The following is an 18,115-nucleotide window of genomic DNA, read 5'->3' as shown; positions in this document are numbered from 1 at the left end:
GAATAGCAAATGCAAACCCAAAATCGAGAACTCGCAATTTTATGCCGCTTCACACAAGCATGTCAACGCTTTTTATTTCTACAATTCAAGCGCTTAGCGCAATTTGCGTACATGCAAACAGCCTTTCAGAGTAGAAAATTTCAGCAAGAAATCAAGGTTTACCGGTCTTCACGGGATACAAGAGGATTTGCCGGGCATGACTGAAAAGCAAAATATGCTTAAATCCTGCATTCGCACGGCATATATGCAGTCAATACAAAGTAAATCATTTACTATTTACGCCCTTAAACTGTTGCTTCCGACAAGATCAGGGCCTCGTCATTGATACCCGCACTTGTACGGCGCAGCCGCCCACCCTGTTGCAAGTATAAAAACACAATGCCCGCTCTGTTTCGCCCAGCCTCGCTATATCTTCTTGTCAGTTACCTGCTGATTTCGAGTTTGCCATTTTTCCCATTGCTGCAAGGGCAGCCTGTGGAAAAGGCTTATCATTTGCTGGCGATGGAACTGGTGTCCTGGCTGGGTTTCTGGGCCTTGCTGCAAAAACCGCGCTGGTTTCACTACCTGTTGCTGCCAGCATTCTTTGCCGTGCCCATAGAAGTTTACCTGCGCTTATATTTTGGACAAGGTATCTCCACCCATCACCTGGGCATCATTGTGGAAACCAGCCCCAAGGAGGCGATGGAGTTCCTTGGCAATAAAGTCTGGTTACTATTATTACTGGTGATTGCAGTAACAGCCTGGTGGTGGAGCCTGTTGCGCGTCGCAAAAACCCATGCACACTGGGACTGGACGCACCGTTCGCGCTGGGTAGTGCTGCTTCTCATCGCCTTGGGTATTGCCACCTGGACTTACGGTGAACAGATAGGCGTTGCCAAAGCCCCTCCCTCCGCCAGCGCCAGCAAGCTCAGTGGCAGTGCTGCCTCAGATTCTGCTTCAAGTGCAGATTCTTCCTCAAGCGAAGACGAGGAAAAAGATGAAGACGAGGAGGAAGCCAGTGCTTCGGCGTCCACCTCCGTCGCAGAGGCAAGCTCTGCCAGCGCCTCTGCAGGTACCCTCACGCGCTGGCGCAGCAGCCTGAAAAAAAATCTGCCTCCTTTGCCGCACTGGGCCAAAATCCCGTATGACGAAGAGACTTATATACGTAGCTGGCCATTTGGCCTGGTCTTGCGTGCCAATGATTTTTGGGTAGAACGCGACTACCTGGCCAAATTATCAGAAAAGAGTCGCACCTTCCGCTTCCAGGCGCATCTGGATGGCAACCCGGCAACACCGCAAACCATCATCATGGTGATAGGCGAGTCTTCGCGCTTTGACCGCTGGAGCCTGAATGGCTACGAGCGTGATACCAATCCCCTGCTCAAGAAAGAAAGCAATCTGGTCGCATTCAGCGATGTGGTGACTGCCGTTTCGGCCACTCGCTTGTCGGTGCCCATCATCGTGTCGCGCAAACCGGCAGCACAAAGCCTGAAGGCCGGTTTTTCTGAAAAGTCATTTTTGACAGCTTTCAAGGAAGCAGGCTTCAAGACTTACTGGCTATCGAATCAAATGAGCTTTGGGCAGTTTGATACGCCGACTTCCGTTTTCGCCAAAGAAGCGGATGTCACCCAATTCTTGAATCTGGGCGGCTTCACCAATAGTTCAAATCTTGACCAGGTCTTGCTGGAACCGATGGCAAATGCCATGCGTGATGCTGCCCCCAAGAAATTGATAGTGCTACACACTCTCGGCAATCACTGGAATTACAGCCACCGTCATCCGCAATCTTTTGATTACTGGAAGCCGTCGCTATACGGTGTCGTCAATCCTGCCTATACCGATCTGAAGAACAAGCAAGCCCTGAACAATAGTTATGACAATTCCATCCTATATACAGACTGGATGCTGTCAGAGGTAATCCAGCAACTGAAAACCAGTTCGCAAATCACTTCGCTCCTCTATATTTCAGACCATGGACAAACACTTTACGATGGCACTTGTAACCTGGCTTTCCATGGCCACAACACGCAGTATGAGTTCCATGTACCTGCTTTCATGTGGTATTCCGATGCTTACCAGGAACATTTCCCGGACAAGATAGTGCAACTGCGCCTGCACCAGAAAGCCAGGCTATCGACAGAAAACGTCTTCCATAGTCTGCTGGACATGGCGAATATCCGCTACCCGGATGAAAAACTGGAATGGAGCATACTCAGCAAGCAATTGAAAGCACATACCCGCTATGTAGACAGCTATGGTTGGACCAATTATGACAACTCCACCCTGAAAGGAGATTGCCGTGAAATCATGGACAAAAAGACCCCTTTGGTACAAGAAAAATAGGCCGCAGGTATCAAATTGTTATACCCGATGAATGTGGAGATGCTTGATTGCAGTAAAAGCACTTTCTCACTTACACTTGCGGAATATGCCTCATGAGATCGCGCCCACCCTGCAATTCAGCCACCAGCAACAGCCCACCGCCATCGTCGCAGGTGCCTGGCTGGTGCATGTTCTGTCACCTCAAGCTACCATGCAGGAAATCAGTGCACAGCTAAGCCAGGCAGCCAGACAGCCTGGGCTGCACTGGGATTTAAGCCAGATCAGTACGCTTGATCATATAGGTGCACAAATGCTGTGGCGCGCCTGGGGCAAACAAAGACCCAAACACGTCACCATCCTGCCTGCCCATGAAGGCCTGTTTGCGCGACTGGAAGAAGTCAGCAAAATCCTGGTACCGCGCCCGGCCAAACCAAGACTGACGCGCACCATGCAACTAGGTGCGCAGGTACTGGGTTTGTTCCAGCACTTATATAGCTTCACTGCCCTGCTTGGCCAGCTCATGCTGGATTTATTCCGCTTTGCCCGCCATCCCATGAAAGCGCCGTGGAAGGAATTGTCGGCCAATGTCTATCACACAGGTGCACAGGCGCTGGGCATCACTGCCCTGGTCGGCATCCTGATAGGTGTGGTGTTGTCTTATCTGTCTGCCCAGCAATTGCGCACCTTTGGTGGTGATCTGTATATAGTCAATATCCTGGGCATGAGTATCATCCGTGAACTTGGCCCCATGCTGGCGGCGATTCTGGTCGCCGGGCGTTCTGGCTCAGCCATCACGGCACAATTGGGTGTCATGCGGGTGACCGAAGAGCTCGATGCCATGCGCGTCATGGGTATACCCCATGGTTTTCGCCTGATCATGCCAAAAGTGCTGGCGCTGGCGATTGCCATGCCCCTGCTGGTGATCTGGACAGATATCATGGCACTGGCAGGCGGCATGATATCTGCCCAGGCCTTGCTGGGCATGTCGCCAGAATTTTTTATTTATAAATTACCGGAAGCCGTACCCCTGATTAACTTCTGGATAGGCTTGAGCAAAGGTGTCACCTTTGGCATTCTGGTCGCCCTGATTGCCTGCCACTATGGCTTGCGCATAGAACCCAATACTGAAAGCCTGGGGCGCGGCACCACCAATTCTGTGGTTGTCGCGATTACGGTAGTCATCATTGCCGATGCCATCTATGCCATTATCTTCAGTAAGGCAGGTTACTGATGGCAGGCGAAAACATCATAGAAATCCGCGATTTGCGCACCCAGTTTGGCCGTGCCGTCGTGCATGACCAGCTGGAATTGAACGTCAGGCGCGGAGAAATCCTGTCCATCGTCGGCGGCTCAGGTTCAGGCAAGACTGTCCTGATGCGGCAAATGCTGGGGCTGGAAACACCCACGCGCGGTAGTATCAAGGTATTTGGCGAAGACTTGCATGATCCGCAGGCGCGGCATCTGGATTATCTGCGCAAGCGTTCTGGTATGCTGTTCCAGCATGGTGCCCTGTATTCTGCCCTGAGCGTATTCGACAATGTTGCCCAGCCCATGCGCGAACTGGGCACACTGCCGGAAGACCTGATCAATGACCTGGTTTACCTGAAGCTGCACATGGTGGACATTGCCTTTGAGCATGCGCGCAAGATGCCTGCCGATCTGTCAGGCGGCATGATCAAGCGTATTGCCCTGGCGCGCGCACTGGCTCTGGACCCTGAATTATTGTTCCTGGATGAACCAACCGCGGGGCTGGACCCGGATCGCTCCGACAGTTTTGTTGAACTGATACTATCGCTGCACCAGCAATTGCGCCTGACCGTGATTATGGTGACGCATGATCTGGACAGTCTGTTTGCCCTCTCCAACCGCATTGCGGTACTGGCAGAAAAACATGTAGTCACTATAGGGACACCCAGAGAAGTCGTGGCTTACCAGCATCCATTCATACGCAGTTTCTTTCTTGGCGGGCGTGGTGAGCGCGCCATGGAAGCACTGCCACCCCAAACGCATCAGGAAATATAAGTTATGGAAAACAGATCTCATGCGCTCATGGCGGGTTTCTTCACCATTGCCCTGCTGACACTGACGACCGTACTGGCCATCTGGCTGGGACGCGACAAGATCAAGCGCGTGCCGTATGACGTGGTGACCTCGTCGGCAGTCTCTGGCCTGAATTTGCAGGCGGCGGTACGCTACAAGGGTATCAAGGTGGGTAATGTCACGGACATCGACTTTGATGAAAAAAATCCAGGGCAAATCATCCTGCGTCTGGAAATCATACCCGATGCACCAGTCACCAGCTCAACCTATGCCACTCTGGGTTATCAGGGTGTGACTGGTATCGCCTTTGTACAACTTGATGATGAGGGCACGTCCAAGCAATTATTGGTGGCCGACAGTAAATCGGAAGTGGTGCCACGCATACCCATGCGCCCCGGCATGATGCAAAATCTGGAAAAACGCGGCCAGGCCATCCTGGTACAGACTGAAGAATTAACACGTCGCCTCAACACCATGCTGGACCCGGCCAACCAGAAATCGCTGATGACCGCAGTAGAGAATTTTGGCCAGGCTTCTGCAGCCTGGAAGGCACTCCCGGCAAAATTTGAACCCACTCTGGCGCGCCTGCCAGAGCTGGCAGACCAGGCCAAGATGACGATGGTTGAAATACGTACCCTGTCTGGCAATGTCAGCAAACTCAGCAATAACCTGAATCAGTTGACCAGCAGTCTGCAAGCCGAAGATGGTCCGCTGGCAAGATTTAATCTGGTGATGGACAATGTCGGTAACAGCCTGACCTTGGATACCTTGCCCAAGGTACAAAGTGTGGCAGGTGAAGCCAGGGCCAGTCTGCGTTCTTTTGGCCGCCTGTCTGATTCACTCAAGGAAAGGCCGCAAAGCCTTTTGTTTGGTAACCCCGTCCCTGCACCTGGTCCGGGTGAGCCTGGCTTTGTCGCTCCCAAGTAAAGGAATCCGCATGATCTATCCTGCATTTTTTCGCCGCCTTAGCAATATGAGAAACACGGGCACGACAGTATTTTTACTGATGCTATTGTCAGCTTGCAGCAGCACTCCGGTTGCACAACAGTCGCAGCAATATGATTTTGGGCCATTGACCACAACGGCATCAATACCGCCAAATCAGGGAAAGCTGCAAATCAGCATAGCAGAGCTCACAGTTCCTCCGGCACTGGACAGCAATGCCATGTTATACAGACTGCAATATGATAATGTGCAACAGCTCAAGGCTTATTCCCTGCATCGCTGGAGCATGCCACCAGCACAACTACTGGCACAAAGACTGAAAGCCGTTCTGGTGTCTCAAGGTGCGGATGTATTGGCAAATACCGATGGCGCAGCAAACCTGCCTATTTTGCGCCTGGAAGTCGATGAGTTTTCACAAATCTTCACTGCCGCCAATCAAAGCAATGCGCAAATCAGCCTGCGGGCCTCGATTATCAAGGGTCATAAACTGATTGCCCAAAAAAGCTTCCAGCAAAAAGTCGCTGCCAACACAGCCGACGCGCCTGGTGGTGCAAGAGCCATGCGTGAAGCTGCCGATGCCAGCATTGCTGAAATACAGGCCTGGATCATGTCATTGCCAATGAAATAAAGCTGTCTTATCAAGTCGATACCTGAAGCCGACCGCATGCAGCCAGATCCCAGTACAGTATCCGCAGACGTGCAGCCTGTTGAGCCACTAAGTGCACAACTTGCAAGTGAGCAACTTGGCCCGTCCCAACTTAGTCCACAACTAAGCAGCCTGCGTAGCTCACCCTTTGCCAGGGTGAGTCTGGTCGCTTATCTGTTTTTGATCCTGTATGCGAGCTGGTTCCCGTTTACTGGCTGGCAGACAAATAGCTGGGCAGCCTTGCCAGAACTCATACAGCAATGGCCGCGTTACTGGGGTGGCTTTGATGCCATCATCAATGTGGTCGGTTACATACCCTTTGGCATGCTGATGGTGTTTGCACTCTACCCACTGGTCAGGCGCTGGTGGGCAGCATTGCTGGCAACATTCGGCGGCGCACTGATATCGGCACAGGCCGAGATCGTGCAAAACTTCCTGCCCAGCCGCGTTACTTCACTACTGGACTTTTTGACCAATACCTCAGGCGCCATGCTGGGTGCAATACTGGGCGCCCTGCTGACTCCGCTGATACTGGAAAAAGGCCGTCTCCAATTATTGCGCAAGCAATGGACACATAAAGAATCCAGCCGTGAAATCCTGGTACTGGGTCTGTGGGCGATGGCGCAAATATATCCGCAAGCCTATCTGTTTGGCCTGGGCCAGGTCTTGCCTGTGATTTCGCAAACCCTGAGCGAAATGATGAACATGGATATTGATATCAGCGCCTTCCTGATGCAAGGTTTCGAGCTCAGCGCCGAAGAATACCTGTTGTCAGAAACCATTATCACTGCCTGCAGTTGTACTGGTGCCCTGTTGATTTGCCTGAGTTTGCTGAACCGGCATGCTCCCAAAACCATCTTGTCAGTCTTGTTGCTGGGTGCAGCGCTGACGATCAAGGCACTGGCCAGCGCCCTGCTGTTCAAGCCTGAATATGCCTTTGCTTGGCTGACCCCGGGCGCACGTGGCGGCTTATTGATCAGCTTCATCATGCTGTATGGTTTTTCCTTTGCACCATCGCACGTACAAAGGCGGCTGGCCTTGCTGATGCTGACAATATCACTGATCGTCATCAACCTGGTCTCGGACAACCCTTACTTCGCCGCCACCATGCAAACCTGGGTACAGGGCAAGTTTTTGAACTTCAACGGGGCGGCGCAATTCCTGTCATTGTTCTGGCCGTTTCTGGCGATCTGGGCGCTATTACGCAAGCCGCGCCCGGTGTAAAAGTCCCCTGACTTCACAATTGCAGTATCATAGCGGGCAACAAGCGCCATCAACCGGTGGCGGTATCAACCGCAGGCTGGATATCTTATGTCTGAAGCACTCTATTTTCAAAAACACGTCTTTTTCTGCCTGAACCAGCGCGAAGACGGTCGCCCTTGCTGTGCTGACCGTGGTGCGCAAGCCGCCCAGGAACATGCCAAACGCCGCATCAAACAACTGGACATGAATGGTCACGGCAAAATCCGCATCAATAAAGCAGGTTGCCTGGACCGTTGTGACGACGGGCCAGTACTGGTGGTTTACCCGCAAGGCACCTGGTACACCTTTGTCGATCAATCCGATATTGATGAAATCATTGATGTGGACCTGATAGGCGGCGGTGTCGTCGAACGTTTGCGGGTCTGATCATCATGAATGCGCAGACTGAACATTTTTCACTCCAGGGCGCGGCTGGCAATCTGCAATGCGCACTGGACTTGCCCGATCCTGAAACACATGCTGCCCCCATAGGCCTGGCACTGGTAGCTCATCCGCACCCGCTGTTTGGTGGCACCATGGACAATAAAGTGGCGCAAACCCTGGCACGCACTTTCACAGCCCTGGGTTATGTTGCCGTACGCATGAATTTTCGCGGGGTCGGTAAATCAGAAGGCACGCACGATACAGGCATGGGCGAAACCGACGACATGGAATCATTACTGACAGCCATGCGTGCACGCTACCCCGATTTGCCGCTGGCATTGGCCGGTTTTTCCTTTGGCACTTTTGTGCAAGCCCGTCTGCAACAACGCTTGCAGGAGAGTGGCAAACCGGCAGAACGCCTGGCGCTGGTCGGTGCCGCTGCCGGCAAATGGGATATGCCAGCGATACCTGCAAATACCATATTAATCCACGGTGAACTGGATGACACCATACCTTTGAGTGCAGTACTGGACTGGCTGCGCCCGCAAGATATACCAGTCACCGTGATCCCTGGTGCAGACCACTTCTTTCACCGTCGTCTGCACCATATCAAACAACTCATCATCAGCATGTGGGATAGAACCTGATGATGTCGCCGCCAGATTCAATACAGACACAATGCAGATATTGACTCTGGCAAGCACTCAATTAATCGTTTTTTGTCACCGTTTTACTAGTTACCACAATGAAAAAATTCCTCGCCTCAATTGCCGTCTCGCTGCTGACCATGACAGCCGCCGTCGCGCAAACCCTGCCTGCGCCTACCATTGCTTCCAAAGCCTGGCTATTGCTGGATGCCACCAGCAACCAGGTCATTGCCGCACAAGAACCAACCATGAGCGTAGAACCAGCATCGCTGACCAAGATCATGACTGCCTACCTGGTGTTTTCTGCCCTCAAGGACAAGAAACTGGACCTGAACCAGAGCATCAATGTCTCTACTCGCGCCTGGAAAGTCGATGGCAGCAGCTCGAAGATGTTTATCGAACCCAATAAGCCGGTCACCATCAATGAGCTGTTGTATGGCCTGATCGTACAATCCGGCAATGATGCCGCGGTTGCCCTGGCAGAAGCCGTGGCCGGTAGCGAAGAAGCTTTCGTCGTGCAAATGAACCGAGAAGCTGAACGCATGGGCCTCAAATCCACGCGCTTTGCCAATTCGCATGGATTGCCCAGCAAGGATAATTATTCGACAGCACAGGACTTATCCAACCTGGCAGCGCGCCTGATCATTGATCATCCTGATTTCTACAAGACGTATTACTCCACCAAGAGCTATACCTATAACAAGATCACCCAGCCCAACCGCAACCGCCTGTTGTTGCTGGACCCTAGTGTGGATGGCATGAAAACCGGCCATACATCGGCCGGTGGCTATAGCCTGATTTCCTCTGCCAATCGTCCGAATGGCACTGGCCAGCGCCGCCTGATCTCTGTCGTCATCGGTGCTGAAAGTGACTCGGTACGTGCACAGGAAAGCCTGAAATTGCTGAACTGGGGTTATCTGAATTTTGACACCCTGAAGCTGTATGACAAGGGCCAGGCGATTGCCACACCAGAAGTATGGAAAGGCACGCAAGCCCAGGTCAAGATAGGTTTTGATCGTGAACTGTATGTGACTCTGCCCAAAGGCTCTGCCGCCAAACTCAAACCTGCTCTCGAACGCAAAGACCCGCTGGTTGCCCCGGTTGCATTGAACAGCAAGGTTGGCGTGATGAAAGTCATGCTCGATGGCAAGGCCATTGCTGAAGTGCCGGTGATTGCGCTGGAGCAGGTCAATCAGGCCAGCATCTTTGGTCGCGCCTGGGATTCGATACGCCTGATGTTCAAGTAATTAATGCGAGCTGGTTTGCAAGTTGGTTTGTGTGCGGCCTGACTTTCATGCTGCACATAAGCCTTGGCTATGTGCGTATGCCGTATTTGCATAAGCAGCTACCACTTTCCATGTAAGAATAAATCCTTCACCTTTTTTGCGTATAAAGACATCATGAATGAACCCCTGGTCTACCTGAATGGCGAAATGACGCCATTGTCCGAAGCCAAAATCCCGGTGCTGGATCGTGGCTTTATCTTTGGTGACGGCATCTATGAAGTCATCCCTGTCTATCAGCGCAAGATGTTCCGTGCTGACCAGCATCTGGCGCGCCTGTTCCGCAGTCTGGCAGCCATAGGTATCACAAATCCGCACAGCAAGGAAGAATGGCTGGCCCTGATTGCCAAGGTCATGGCGGCGCACGAAGCGGATGATCAGATGGTCTATCTGCAAGTAACCCGTGGCGTTGCCAAACGCGCCCATGCCTTCCCCAAGGACGAGGTCACGCCCACCGTTTTCATCATGACCAACCCCATCGTCCTGCCAACTGCCACAGCACGTGAAAACGGGGTTGTCTGTGTCTCCATGGAAGACAAACGCTGGCTGCGTTGCGAGATCAAATCCATCTCTTTGCTGGGTAATGTACTGGCAGCCCAAAATGCTGCCGAAAACGATGCTGCCGAAAGCATACAGTTCCGCGACGGCTACCTGACCGAAGCATCGGCCTCGAATGTCTGGATAGTCAAGGACGGCGTCCTCATGGGCCCGCCTAAAGACAACCTGATACTCGAAGGCATACGCTATGGTTTGATAGAAGAACTGTGCACAGCCAACAATATCAAGCTCGAAGCCCGCCGCATTACCCGCGAAGAAGTGTTTGCCGCAGATGAAGTCATGCTGTCATCTGCCACCAAGGAAGTGCTGGCCGTGGTGAAGCTGGATGACGCGGCGATAGGTGATGGCAAACCCGGCGCGGTTTATCACCAGTTGTATGCGGCTTATCAGGCGGCCAAGGTGGCTTAAATATCATGCCGAGAATTTAATTAATTTCGTAGGTTGGGCCGGGCCTCGCTGGGCTACGCTTCATCAGCCCAACACTCGGCTTTTAAATAACGTATACGTTTGCCGAGGTTGAGTGTTGGGCTGGTAAACCGTAGCCCAACCTACAATTAAAGCTTCTACGCCTTCGCCTGCCCCAACAAACTAAACCCATGCGTCCAATGTTGACGCTGGAATGCATAACTGATCCACAACATCGCCAGCGGCTCAATCAAACGCGCTGCCGTGATATCACCCATGTCTATCGCGCTACGCCAGCCAAAATCACGCAAGATGGCTGAGACTTCTTGCTTGGCTACGGCATCATTCCCGGCAATAAACATATCCGGCTGACCATCCGAAAATTTTGGTTGCACCATATGCGTTGTGACGATGGTATTGAAAGCCTTGACCACCCGCGCCTGCGGTAACAGTCTTTGTACCAGTTCACCGGCAGAATCGCTGAAACCTACCGCCAGTTTGGGCGAGCCTGTAGCAAAATCCAGTAGTGGATTGACAGCATCAATGACGGTTTTGCCAGCAAAGTTGTCAGGGCCAGCCAATGCCAGGCTGTCAGATAAACCATCCCATGGCAGAGCCAGGAAAACCAGGTCAGTTGCCCTGGCAGCATCTGCATAACTGCTGGCCTTTGCTGTTGGCACTGCTGCCAGCGCTTCCCTGCTTTTATCACTGTCGGGATTACGGGTACCAAAGATCACTTGATAACCAAGACCAGCAAAACCCTTGGCGACGGTAACGCCCACCACGCCATTACCCAAAACTGCGACTGTCTTTGTAGCTGCTTGCATTTTGTTTCTCCTGTCTGTGTTGATAGGTGGATTGTGATCTTATTGATTAATGCTGATAAGCCAGCTATTCTTATTTTCACTCACAACCTCAGGTTACGAATATGAAGCTCGATGCCTCTCAACGCATACCAGCCATGTTGTCTTTCATACAGGCGGCAGACCGTGGCAGCTTTGCGGCAGCCGCCAGGGCCCTGCATATTTCAGCAGCAGCCGTCAGCAAGAATGTGGCTGGCCTGGAGCAAACCCTGGGCGTGCGCCTGATGAACCGCAGCACACGCTCATTGCAACTGACCACTGAGGGCCAGACTTTTCTGGAAAACGCGCGCGCCGCGATAGATGCACTTGATCATGCGGTGGAAAGTGTTAGCCGCCAGCATGCAGAAGTGGTCGGCCAAGTCAGGATATCGACAGGCAATGCCTTTGGTCAGCATTACCTGCTGCCCTTGCTACCCAAATTGCAGCAACGTCATCCCTGCTTGCGACTGGCAATAGATTTTGATGACCACCGCATAGACCTGGTGCGTGACGGTTATGATCTGGCCTTGCGCGGCGGCATGATAGAAGATTCGAGCATCATTTCGCGCGCAGTCTGCCCTCTGTACACCATACTGGCGGCGGCGCCCTCTTACCTTGAGCAATATGGTGTGCCGCAACAGATCAGTGATCTGGACCATCACAAGCAAATCGCCGTGCGTTTTTTGAATGGCAAAATGACGACCTGGAACCTGAAGCTCAGGCAGGGCGAGATAAACCGCCCCTACCCGCGCGAGCCTGACCTGACGGTATCAGCCCCTGAATCTGCAGTGCAGGCGGCCATCATGGGCCTGGGTATTGCCCAGTTGGCCGTCCACCATTCATGGCGTTATTTGCGCGACAACAAGCTCAAGATCGTGCTGGGCACTTTTCATGAAGCAGGCAACAGGCAGATGGTATTGCAATATCCACACCGCGCCCTGATCGCGCCCCGCGTCAAGGCGACCGTGGATTTTTTGCTGGAAGAGCTGGCACAGACCGAGTCTTTGCATGTGCCTTTGGCATCACTTACAGCCTTTCATGCCTGAAGCAAAAGCTGGCATGTTGACATGGGGGCAGCGAGCGATGCTATTGGAATTTAATAGCAAGACCCCATATACTGACATTAAGTTATTTTAAGATTTGGAAACATTATGGAAATGAGACCCATCCCCCCCGAAGAAAGTCTGATTGAATATCCTAGTGAGTTTCCCATCAAGGTCATGGGACCTATGCATGACGAGTTCACCCAGACCATGGTGGAAGTCGTGACTTCGTTTGACCCGACCTTTCATGCAGGCAAGGTAGAAATGCGCCCATCCAGCAAAGGTGCCTACATCTCGGTGACCGTGACGGTATTGGCCACCAGCCGCGAACAACTGGATAATCTGTACCGTGCGCTGTCGTCCCACCCTATGGTGAAATTCGTACTGTAAGCAATCTTGCCTGACTGGTCATGACCAGTCAGGCAAAACCCTCAGGTCAGTGCCCCTGACATGTCCATTTGCTTTTTCTCTTCGGCGACTTCTGCCAGCAACCATTCCCTGAAAGCCTTGACCTGTGGTTTGGCCAGTGCCTCTGGCGGGTACACCAGGTAATAAGCAACTTCACAAGGGATATCGACATTAAACAGGCGCTGCAGCAAACCCGCCTTGATATCCGGCTGCACGATGATATGCCTGCCCAGGGCTATCCCCTGGCCATCTACCGCGGCACGGGCCAGCATCGATGAATCCTGGAATACCAGCCCCCCGGTCGGCTCTGCATTATCCAATCCGGCAGCGCGAAACCAGGGTTCCCAGGGTTCACCATCACAGCGCAATAATTGCATGCTGGCCAACTCGGCAGGTGTCAGCGGCAACTGCCCGCCATGATAATGCGGGCTGGCGACAGGGTAATAATAATCCCCCATCAATAATTCGCTGATCATGCCGGGGTAATTGCCCAGGCCAAAGCGAATACCCACATCAATAGATTCCATATTGTAATCAGCCAGGTGATTACTCGACTGCAGGCTGACTTCCAGATCGGGATGATGTTCGATAAACCGCCCCAATCGCGGCGACAACCAGCGCGCCGCAAACGATGGCAACGAAGTAATGCCCAGGCGCTTTTGCTTATTGCGCTTTTTTAGCAAATCAGCGGCATCGCCCAGATCCATCAAGGCTTTTCTGATGGTCGCGGCAAACTGTTCGCCATCAGCCGTTATGCTGATACGTTTGCCATGACGGATGAATAAGGGCACACCCAGTTCCTCCTCCAGCGCCCGCACCTGATGGCTGATCGCACCGTGGGTCAAGTGGATCTCTTGCGCCGCTTTGGAAAAATTCTGATGGCGCGCCGCTGCTTCAAAGGCACGCAGGGCAGCTAAATTGGGGAGTCGTCGAAAATCCATATTATGTAAGCTGAAGGTAAGCCGAGTGTGAATTTGTTATAAGCTTATTACGATCTTATTGTGAATTATTTTAGCAAGTCATTCAAAAATTACTCGTTTTATTTTCTTATGAGGCAAGACTACAATGCTTCTATCGCAGTGCAACAAAGTGATTTTCACCCTCTACTCAGTAGATAGCATTGCCACTTTAGCAGTAAAATACCAGGAGCATGGAAATGACAAATAATTTCGCAAACCCATCATACATGATCGCCGCCGGTGGCACACTGTCTGGCACAGCCGAACACGCCCGCAAAATTGAAGTGGCATGTGGCCGCGTGTGGTTGACAGTAGCAGGCCAGACTGATGATTACTGGCTCAGCACTGGCGAATCCATGGTCATACCTGCCAATCAATTCGTCGTGATCGAAGCTGAGAATCAAGCCAGCGTCATTGAATTGTCCGCTGTATCAAGCGTGATCAACGTCAAAACGATGGCTGGTACCAGCTATCTGCAAAAACTGACACGTAAATTGAGCCAGGCGTTTGCTTAATTAAATAGAACAGAAGCACCGGGGCGAATATGGCACAGACTGCACTGATCTTAATTGACGTACAACAAGGCTTTGATCATCCCAAGTGGGGACAGCGAAATAATCCGGCGGCCGAGCAATATATGGCCGCCCTGCTGCAACACTGGCGTGAGCAAGACCAGCCTGTGATCCATGTACGCCATCAGTCGCAAGAACCAGATTCGCCCTTGCGTGCCGGGCAAGAAGGCTATGAATTCAAGCCACTGGCACACCCTCTGCCAGGCGAAACCATCTTCACAAAAAAAGTGAACAGTGCCTTTATCGGCACTGAGCTCGAAGCATGGCTGCAAGTCAAGGGCATCAAGCAACTCGTCATCGCTGGCTTGACCACGGACCATTGTGTATCAACTACCACCCGCATGGCGGGTAATCTGGGTTTTAGCGTAGAACTGGTAGCCGATGCCTGCGCCACCTTTGACCGTCCCGGCGTCAATGGTGAATTGATACCGGCAGAAGAGATCCACCGCGTCCACCTGGCCAGCCTGCACAATGAATTTTGCGTGGTCAAGAATACAGCCGACATCATTGCATCACACACTAAGAACCTGTTTACGATCTGTAGCGAGCGAGCGTCAGCGGGATGAAGAGCAGTGCAAAAAGCGGAATGTACTCCAGTACATGAGCATTTTGAGCAGCACATGAGGCCCGATCACGCTTGCGCAGTAAGATCGTAAGCAGGTTCTAAGGGATAACCCTTAAAAATCCGGCTGGTAAGTCTGGGGATTAAGCTCCTATAATGTCCATTCCGACAAGCATAGGAATGGACATGGGCAAGCCGATAGAAGTACATATCGTTCACGCATTTACCCAGCAAAATGAAGGTGGTAACCCGGCTGGAGTAGTACTGAATGCCGATAGCTACACGACAGAACAAAAACTGCAGATCGCCCGCGCCGTAGGTTTATCAGAAACCGCCTTTGTTTCCAGCTCAGACTGCGCCACCTACAAGCTGGAATTTTTCACCCCAAACCGCCAGATTGCCCATTGTGGCCATGCCACGGTTGCTACGTTTTCACTCTTGCGCGAACTGGGCAAAGTCAGCGAAGGCCTGTGCAGCAAGCAAACCATAGACGGCAACCGCGACATCCTCATCAAGGGTGAGCTGGCCTTCATGCAACAAAGCACGCCACGCTATCAAGTCATTTCTGCCGACGATAGCAACTGCGCTGACGACGCCAGCCTTTATACCCGCATATTGCAAAGCATGGGGCTGACCGAACATGACCTGCTGCGTGACCGTCTTCCCACCATCGTCAATACCGGTAATGCCTTCCTCGCGATCCCCATCATAGGCCGCGAATGCCTGGCAAATATCCAGCCCGACCATGAAGAAATCGGCAACATCAGCGAAGAGCTGGACCTCGTCGGCTTCTATCCCTTCACCCTTGATGTGCAAGACAGCAGCCACGCCGCCAGTACCCGCATGTTCGCCCCACGCTACGGCATAGGTGAAGAAGCCGCAACCGGCACCGCCGCCGGCCCTCTGGCCTGCCTGCTCTACACCCAATACAACATCCCCGGCCCGACCTTGCAGATAGAACAAGGCGTACTCATGGAACCGGCCTCCCCCAGCCTGATCAAGGTTGAGCTGGATTTACAAGAAGGGCAGATACCCAGCCTCATGGTGGGAGGGAGAGCCAGGGTGGAAAAGACCATGGCGGTCAGGATTTGATCGGCGAGGTTATATCGTAGGTTGGGCCCGGCCCACACACCGCTCGCTCACTGCTATAAAAACAAGCAACCTCAAATTCGTCGCTCCTGCGCAGGCAGGAGACCACCGGGCTGGCGCTCCAGTGGCGTTTGTTAATAACGAACAAACTATTATTAACTGCATAAAAAAACTTCCTCTAACCAACATAAACTTATCACTTATCCATCTAGTGCCCTAAGTTATTAGTTCCTTGAAAAATAAATCAGGCGAAGTCGGTGTGAGACAAGGAACAAAGCACAGCAAGGCTGGTGCCTTGCGCGCATTTGTGACGCAGTATCGCATCGATTCTCGTCAGATTTATTCAAGGAACTAATAACTTAGGGCACTAATAGCATTTACACAAGCAAAGACCTCACTCTAACAAAATGTTACACTAGCAGTCTATGCAAGCTGCCATCGCCCCCAACGTCACACCCCGCATCATCCATCGCGGCATTGAGCCCTATCAGCTCACTTTCGACGCCATGCGCGCGTTTACTGATGCCCGTGATGAGCATACGCAAAATGAATTCTGGATTGTTGAACACCCGCCCGTCTACACTCTGGGCCTGGGCGCCGACCAGTCACATGTGCTGGCCGCCCATGACATCCCCATAGTACAGACCGACCGTGGCGGTGAAGTCACCTACCACGGCCCCGGCCAGGTTGTGATCTACCTGTTAATAGACTTGCGCCGCAGCCACCCCAAGGCGCGTTTATTCGCCCGCGAATTCGTCAACAAGATAGAACAGGCAGTCATCAACACCCTGGCAGCGTATAATCTCGCTGGCGAACGCAAAGAAGGCGCGCCCGGCATCTATGTCAGCGACGGCCAGTGGCAAGGCGCCAAGGTCGCCGCCCTGGGCTTGAAAGTGCGCGGCAATGGCTGCACCTATCATGGCGTATCACTGAATGTGGATATGGATTTGACACCGTTTTCCTGGATTAACCCCTGTGGCTATGCTGGCCTTGCCACCGTGGACATGAAAACCCTGGGCGTGACCGTGCCGCTAAGCCAAGTCCAGAATGCACTCGCACAGAATTTGCAAGATCTTTTGACTGCCCCCTGATTTTTCGACATCGCTTCATACCATGACAACCGAAAACACACCCGTCGCCACCACCGCTTACGATCCTACCGAGAAACAAAAAGGGGCCAGCAAGACCGCACGCATCCCTATCAAGATCGTGCCGATGGAAAGATTGCCCAAGCCTGACTGGATACGCGTCAAGGCCGGTTCACCTACCACCCGCTTTTATGAAATCAAGGACATCCTGCGCGCCAATAAACTGGTGACAGTCTGCGAAGAAGCCTCCTGCCCCAACATCGGTGAATGCTTTGGCAAAGGCACGGCCACCTTCATGATCATGGGTGACAAATGCACCCGCCGCTGCCCATTCTGCGACGTCGGCCATGGCCGCCCTGACCCGCTCGATGTCGATGAACCTGCCAACCTGGCAAAAACCATCGCTGCGCTGAAGCTCAGCTATGTCGTCATCACCTCAGTTGACCGCGACGACTTGCGCGACGGCGGTGCCGCCCACTTTGCCGAATGCATTACCCGCGTACGCGAACTGTCACCCATGACACGCATAGAAATCCTGACACCAGATTTCCGTGGTCGCATGGACCGCGCACTGGAAATTCTCAACATGGCCCCACCAGACGTCATGAACCACAACCTCGAAACCGCCCCGCGTTTATACAAGGAAGCGCGCCCGGGTTCTGACTATGAATATTCCCTGAACCTGCTGAAACGCTTCAAGGAACAACACCCCAACACCCCAACCAAATCCGGCATCATGGTGGGTCTGGGTGAAACCGATGAAGAAGTCCTGCAAGTCATGCGCGACATGCGCGCCCACAATGTCGACATGCTGACCATAGGCCAGTACCTGGCACCAAGCGGCCACCACCTGCCAGTACGCCGCTATGTACACCCTGATGTCTTCAAGATGTATGAAGAAGAAGCCTACAAAATGGGCTTCGCGCACGCAGCCGTTGGCGCAATGGTGCGTTCAAGCTACCATGCAGATCAGCAAGCGCATGGCGTGGGGACGGATGTAAAAGTTTAAGTATAGAAGCACAAAAAACGGCTCATTATTTTCAAGATAATGAGCCGTTTTTTTATGTGAGTTGCGTAGGTAGGTAGGTTGGGCCGGGCCAC

General features: G+C 52.6%; 19 protein-coding genes. 17 read left to right on the top strand and 2 right to left on the bottom strand.

Features of this window, described 5'->3' with window-relative positions; all coding sequences use genetic code 11:
* Nucleotides 1–378: 378 nt before the first annotated feature.
* From AC3WQT_RS16725 to AC3WQT_RS16680, 10 genes are all read left to right on the top strand, one after another.
* On the top strand, nt 379–2,322 hold the full coding sequence (locus tag AC3WQT_RS16725) for a phosphoethanolamine transferase (RefSeq protein WP_492705320.1): 1,944 nt from the start codon (nt 379–381) through the stop codon (nt 2,320–2,322).
* 85 nt (nt 2,323–2,407) lie between these two features.
* The gene (locus tag AC3WQT_RS16720) at nt 2,408–3,532 is read left to right on the top strand and encodes an MlaE family ABC transporter permease (protein ID WP_492705318.1); all 1,125 of its coding nucleotides are present in this window, start codon (nt 2,408–2,410) and stop codon (nt 3,530–3,532) included.
* Entirely contained in the window at nt 3,532–4,323 is a 792-nt protein-coding gene (locus tag AC3WQT_RS16715) for an ABC transporter ATP-binding protein (RefSeq protein WP_492705316.1), read from the top strand. The genes AC3WQT_RS16720 and AC3WQT_RS16715 overlap by 1 nt, the downstream gene beginning before the upstream one ends.
* Before the next feature lie 3 nt (nt 4,324–4,326).
* Nucleotides 4,327–5,268 carry an MlaD family protein gene (locus AC3WQT_RS16710; RefSeq protein ID WP_492705314.1) on the top strand — a complete coding sequence of 314 codons (942 nt, stop codon included), beginning with the start codon at nt 4,327–4,329 and terminating at the stop codon, nt 5,266–5,268.
* A gap of 10 nt (nt 5,269–5,278) precedes the next feature.
* Entirely contained in the window at nt 5,279–5,914 is a 636-nt protein-coding gene (locus AC3WQT_RS16705) for an ABC-type transport auxiliary lipoprotein family protein (protein WP_492705312.1), read from the top strand.
* 36 nt (nt 5,915–5,950) lie between these two features.
* A complete protein-coding gene (locus AC3WQT_RS16700) occupies nt 5,951–7,156 on the top strand; it encodes a VanZ family protein (RefSeq protein ID WP_492705311.1) in 1,206 nt (401 codons plus the stop codon).
* Nucleotides 7,157–7,243: 87 nt separating this feature from the next.
* Nucleotides 7,244–7,561: a (2Fe-2S) ferredoxin domain-containing protein gene (locus tag AC3WQT_RS16695; RefSeq protein WP_492705309.1), complete on the top strand. Its 318-nt coding sequence runs from the start codon at nt 7,244–7,246 to the stop codon at nt 7,559–7,561.
* A gap of 5 nt (nt 7,562–7,566) precedes the next feature.
* Nucleotides 7,567–8,205, top strand: coding sequence for an alpha/beta hydrolase (locus AC3WQT_RS16690; RefSeq protein WP_492705307.1), 639 nt, complete (start codon nt 7,567–7,569; stop codon nt 8,203–8,205).
* A 98-nt stretch (nt 8,206–8,303) separates the two neighbouring features.
* Nucleotides 8,304–9,452, top strand: coding sequence for a D-alanyl-D-alanine carboxypeptidase family protein (locus AC3WQT_RS16685; protein WP_492705305.1), 1,149 nt, complete (start codon nt 8,304–8,306; stop codon nt 9,450–9,452).
* 153 nt (nt 9,453–9,605) lie between these two features.
* Nucleotides 9,606–10,454, top strand: coding sequence for a D-amino acid aminotransferase (locus tag AC3WQT_RS16680; protein WP_492705303.1), 849 nt, complete (start codon nt 9,606–9,608; stop codon nt 10,452–10,454).
* Between the two features lie 155 nt (nt 10,455–10,609).
* Here the strand turns inward: AC3WQT_RS16680 and AC3WQT_RS16675 are convergent, their stop codons facing one another.
* Nucleotides 10,610–11,278, bottom strand: coding sequence for an NADPH-dependent F420 reductase (locus AC3WQT_RS16675; RefSeq protein WP_492705301.1), 669 nt, complete (start codon nt 11,276–11,278; stop codon nt 10,610–10,612).
* A 101-nt stretch (nt 11,279–11,379) separates the two neighbouring features.
* On the opposite strand from AC3WQT_RS16675, the gene AC3WQT_RS16670 reads away from it, so the two are divergent.
* Nucleotides 11,380–12,339: a LysR family transcriptional regulator gene (locus tag AC3WQT_RS16670; RefSeq protein ID WP_492705299.1), complete on the top strand. Its 960-nt coding sequence runs from the start codon at nt 11,380–11,382 to the stop codon at nt 12,337–12,339.
* A 105-nt stretch (nt 12,340–12,444) separates the two neighbouring features.
* Nucleotides 12,445–12,726: an HP0495 family protein gene (locus AC3WQT_RS16665; RefSeq protein WP_422977197.1), complete on the top strand. Its 282-nt coding sequence runs from the start codon at nt 12,445–12,447 to the stop codon at nt 12,724–12,726.
* Between the two features lie 41 nt (nt 12,727–12,767).
* On the opposite strand, the gene gcvA is transcribed toward AC3WQT_RS16665, so the two are convergent.
* Nucleotides 12,768–13,685 carry a transcriptional regulator GcvA gene (gene gcvA, locus AC3WQT_RS16660; RefSeq protein WP_492705297.1) on the bottom strand — a complete coding sequence of 306 codons (918 nt, stop codon included), beginning with the start codon at nt 13,683–13,685 and terminating at the stop codon, nt 12,768–12,770.
* Nucleotides 13,686–13,900: 215 nt separating this feature from the next.
* Here gcvA and AC3WQT_RS16655 point away from each other — a divergent pair, with 215 nt between their 5' ends.
* The 5 genes from AC3WQT_RS16655 (at nt 13,901) to lipA (ending at nt 18,023) form a co-directional block, all read left to right on the top strand.
* Nucleotides 13,901–14,218 carry a DUF2917 domain-containing protein gene (locus tag AC3WQT_RS16655; RefSeq protein WP_492705295.1) on the top strand — a complete coding sequence of 106 codons (318 nt, stop codon included), beginning with the start codon at nt 13,901–13,903 and terminating at the stop codon, nt 14,216–14,218.
* Nucleotides 14,219–14,247: 29 nt separating this feature from the next.
* Nucleotides 14,248–14,841 carry a cysteine hydrolase family protein gene (locus AC3WQT_RS16650; RefSeq protein ID WP_492705293.1) on the top strand — a complete coding sequence of 198 codons (594 nt, stop codon included), beginning with the start codon at nt 14,248–14,250 and terminating at the stop codon, nt 14,839–14,841.
* 152 nt (nt 14,842–14,993) lie between these two features.
* Nucleotides 14,994–15,929: a PhzF family phenazine biosynthesis protein gene (locus AC3WQT_RS16645; protein ID WP_492705291.1), complete on the top strand. Its 936-nt coding sequence runs from the start codon at nt 14,994–14,996 to the stop codon at nt 15,927–15,929.
* A gap of 422 nt (nt 15,930–16,351) precedes the next feature.
* Nucleotides 16,352–17,017, top strand: a complete 666-nt coding sequence (lipB, locus tag AC3WQT_RS16640; RefSeq protein WP_492705290.1) for a lipoyl(octanoyl) transferase LipB — start codon at nt 16,352–16,354, stop codon at nt 17,015–17,017.
* Nucleotides 17,018–17,039: 22 nt separating this feature from the next.
* Nucleotides 17,040–18,023 carry a lipoyl synthase gene (gene lipA / locus AC3WQT_RS16635; protein ID WP_492705288.1) on the top strand — a complete coding sequence of 328 codons (984 nt, stop codon included), beginning with the start codon at nt 17,040–17,042 and terminating at the stop codon, nt 18,021–18,023.
* Nucleotides 18,024–18,115 lie beyond the last annotated feature (92 nt).

Source organism: Undibacterium sp. FW305-107, from assembly GCF_058788535.1.
The sequence above is the reverse complement of the archived record's forward strand: the minus strand, read 5'-3'. Positions and strand labels throughout refer to the sequence as shown.

What these genes read in the sequence shown, in the direction of transcription:
- AC3WQT_RS16725 (WP_492705320.1), top strand. Translation starts at nt 379, where the DNA reads ATGCCCGCTCTGTTTCGCCCAGCCTCGCTATATCTTCTTGTCAGTTAC.
- AC3WQT_RS16720 (WP_492705318.1), top strand. Translation starts at nt 2,408, where the DNA reads ATGCCTCATGAGATCGCGCCCACCCTGCAATTCAGCCACCAGCAACAG.
- AC3WQT_RS16715 (WP_492705316.1), top strand. Translation starts at nt 3,532, where the DNA reads ATGGCAGGCGAAAACATCATAGAAATCCGCGATTTGCGCACCCAGTTT.
- AC3WQT_RS16710 (WP_492705314.1), top strand. Translation starts at nt 4,327, where the DNA reads ATGGAAAACAGATCTCATGCGCTCATGGCGGGTTTCTTCACCATTGCC.
- AC3WQT_RS16705 (WP_492705312.1), top strand. Translation starts at nt 5,279, where the DNA reads ATGATCTATCCTGCATTTTTTCGCCGCCTTAGCAATATGAGAAACACG.
- AC3WQT_RS16700 (WP_492705311.1), top strand. Translation starts at nt 5,951, where the DNA reads ATGCAGCCAGATCCCAGTACAGTATCCGCAGACGTGCAGCCTGTTGAG.
- AC3WQT_RS16695 (WP_492705309.1), top strand. Translation starts at nt 7,244, where the DNA reads ATGTCTGAAGCACTCTATTTTCAAAAACACGTCTTTTTCTGCCTGAAC.
- AC3WQT_RS16690 (WP_492705307.1), top strand. Translation starts at nt 7,567, where the DNA reads ATGAATGCGCAGACTGAACATTTTTCACTCCAGGGCGCGGCTGGCAAT.
- AC3WQT_RS16685 (WP_492705305.1), top strand. Translation starts at nt 8,304, where the DNA reads ATGAAAAAATTCCTCGCCTCAATTGCCGTCTCGCTGCTGACCATGACA.
- AC3WQT_RS16680 (WP_492705303.1), top strand. Translation starts at nt 9,606, where the DNA reads ATGAATGAACCCCTGGTCTACCTGAATGGCGAAATGACGCCATTGTCC.
- AC3WQT_RS16675 (WP_492705301.1), bottom strand. Translation starts at nt 11,278, where the DNA reads ATGCAAGCAGCTACAAAGACAGTCGCAGTTTTGGGTAATGGCGTGGTG.
- AC3WQT_RS16670 (WP_492705299.1), top strand. Translation starts at nt 11,380, where the DNA reads ATGAAGCTCGATGCCTCTCAACGCATACCAGCCATGTTGTCTTTCATA.
- AC3WQT_RS16665 (WP_422977197.1), top strand. Translation starts at nt 12,445, where the DNA reads ATGGAAATGAGACCCATCCCCCCCGAAGAAAGTCTGATTGAATATCCT.
- gcvA (WP_492705297.1), bottom strand. Translation starts at nt 13,685, where the DNA reads ATGGATTTTCGACGACTCCCCAATTTAGCTGCCCTGCGTGCCTTTGAA.
- AC3WQT_RS16655 (WP_492705295.1), top strand. Translation starts at nt 13,901, where the DNA reads ATGACAAATAATTTCGCAAACCCATCATACATGATCGCCGCCGGTGGC.
- AC3WQT_RS16650 (WP_492705293.1), top strand. Translation starts at nt 14,248, where the DNA reads ATGGCACAGACTGCACTGATCTTAATTGACGTACAACAAGGCTTTGAT.
- AC3WQT_RS16645 (WP_492705291.1), top strand. Translation starts at nt 14,994, where the DNA reads ATGTCCATTCCGACAAGCATAGGAATGGACATGGGCAAGCCGATAGAA.
- lipB (WP_492705290.1), top strand. Translation starts at nt 16,352, where the DNA reads ATGCAAGCTGCCATCGCCCCCAACGTCACACCCCGCATCATCCATCGC.
- lipA (WP_492705288.1), top strand. Translation starts at nt 17,040, where the DNA reads ATGACAACCGAAAACACACCCGTCGCCACCACCGCTTACGATCCTACC.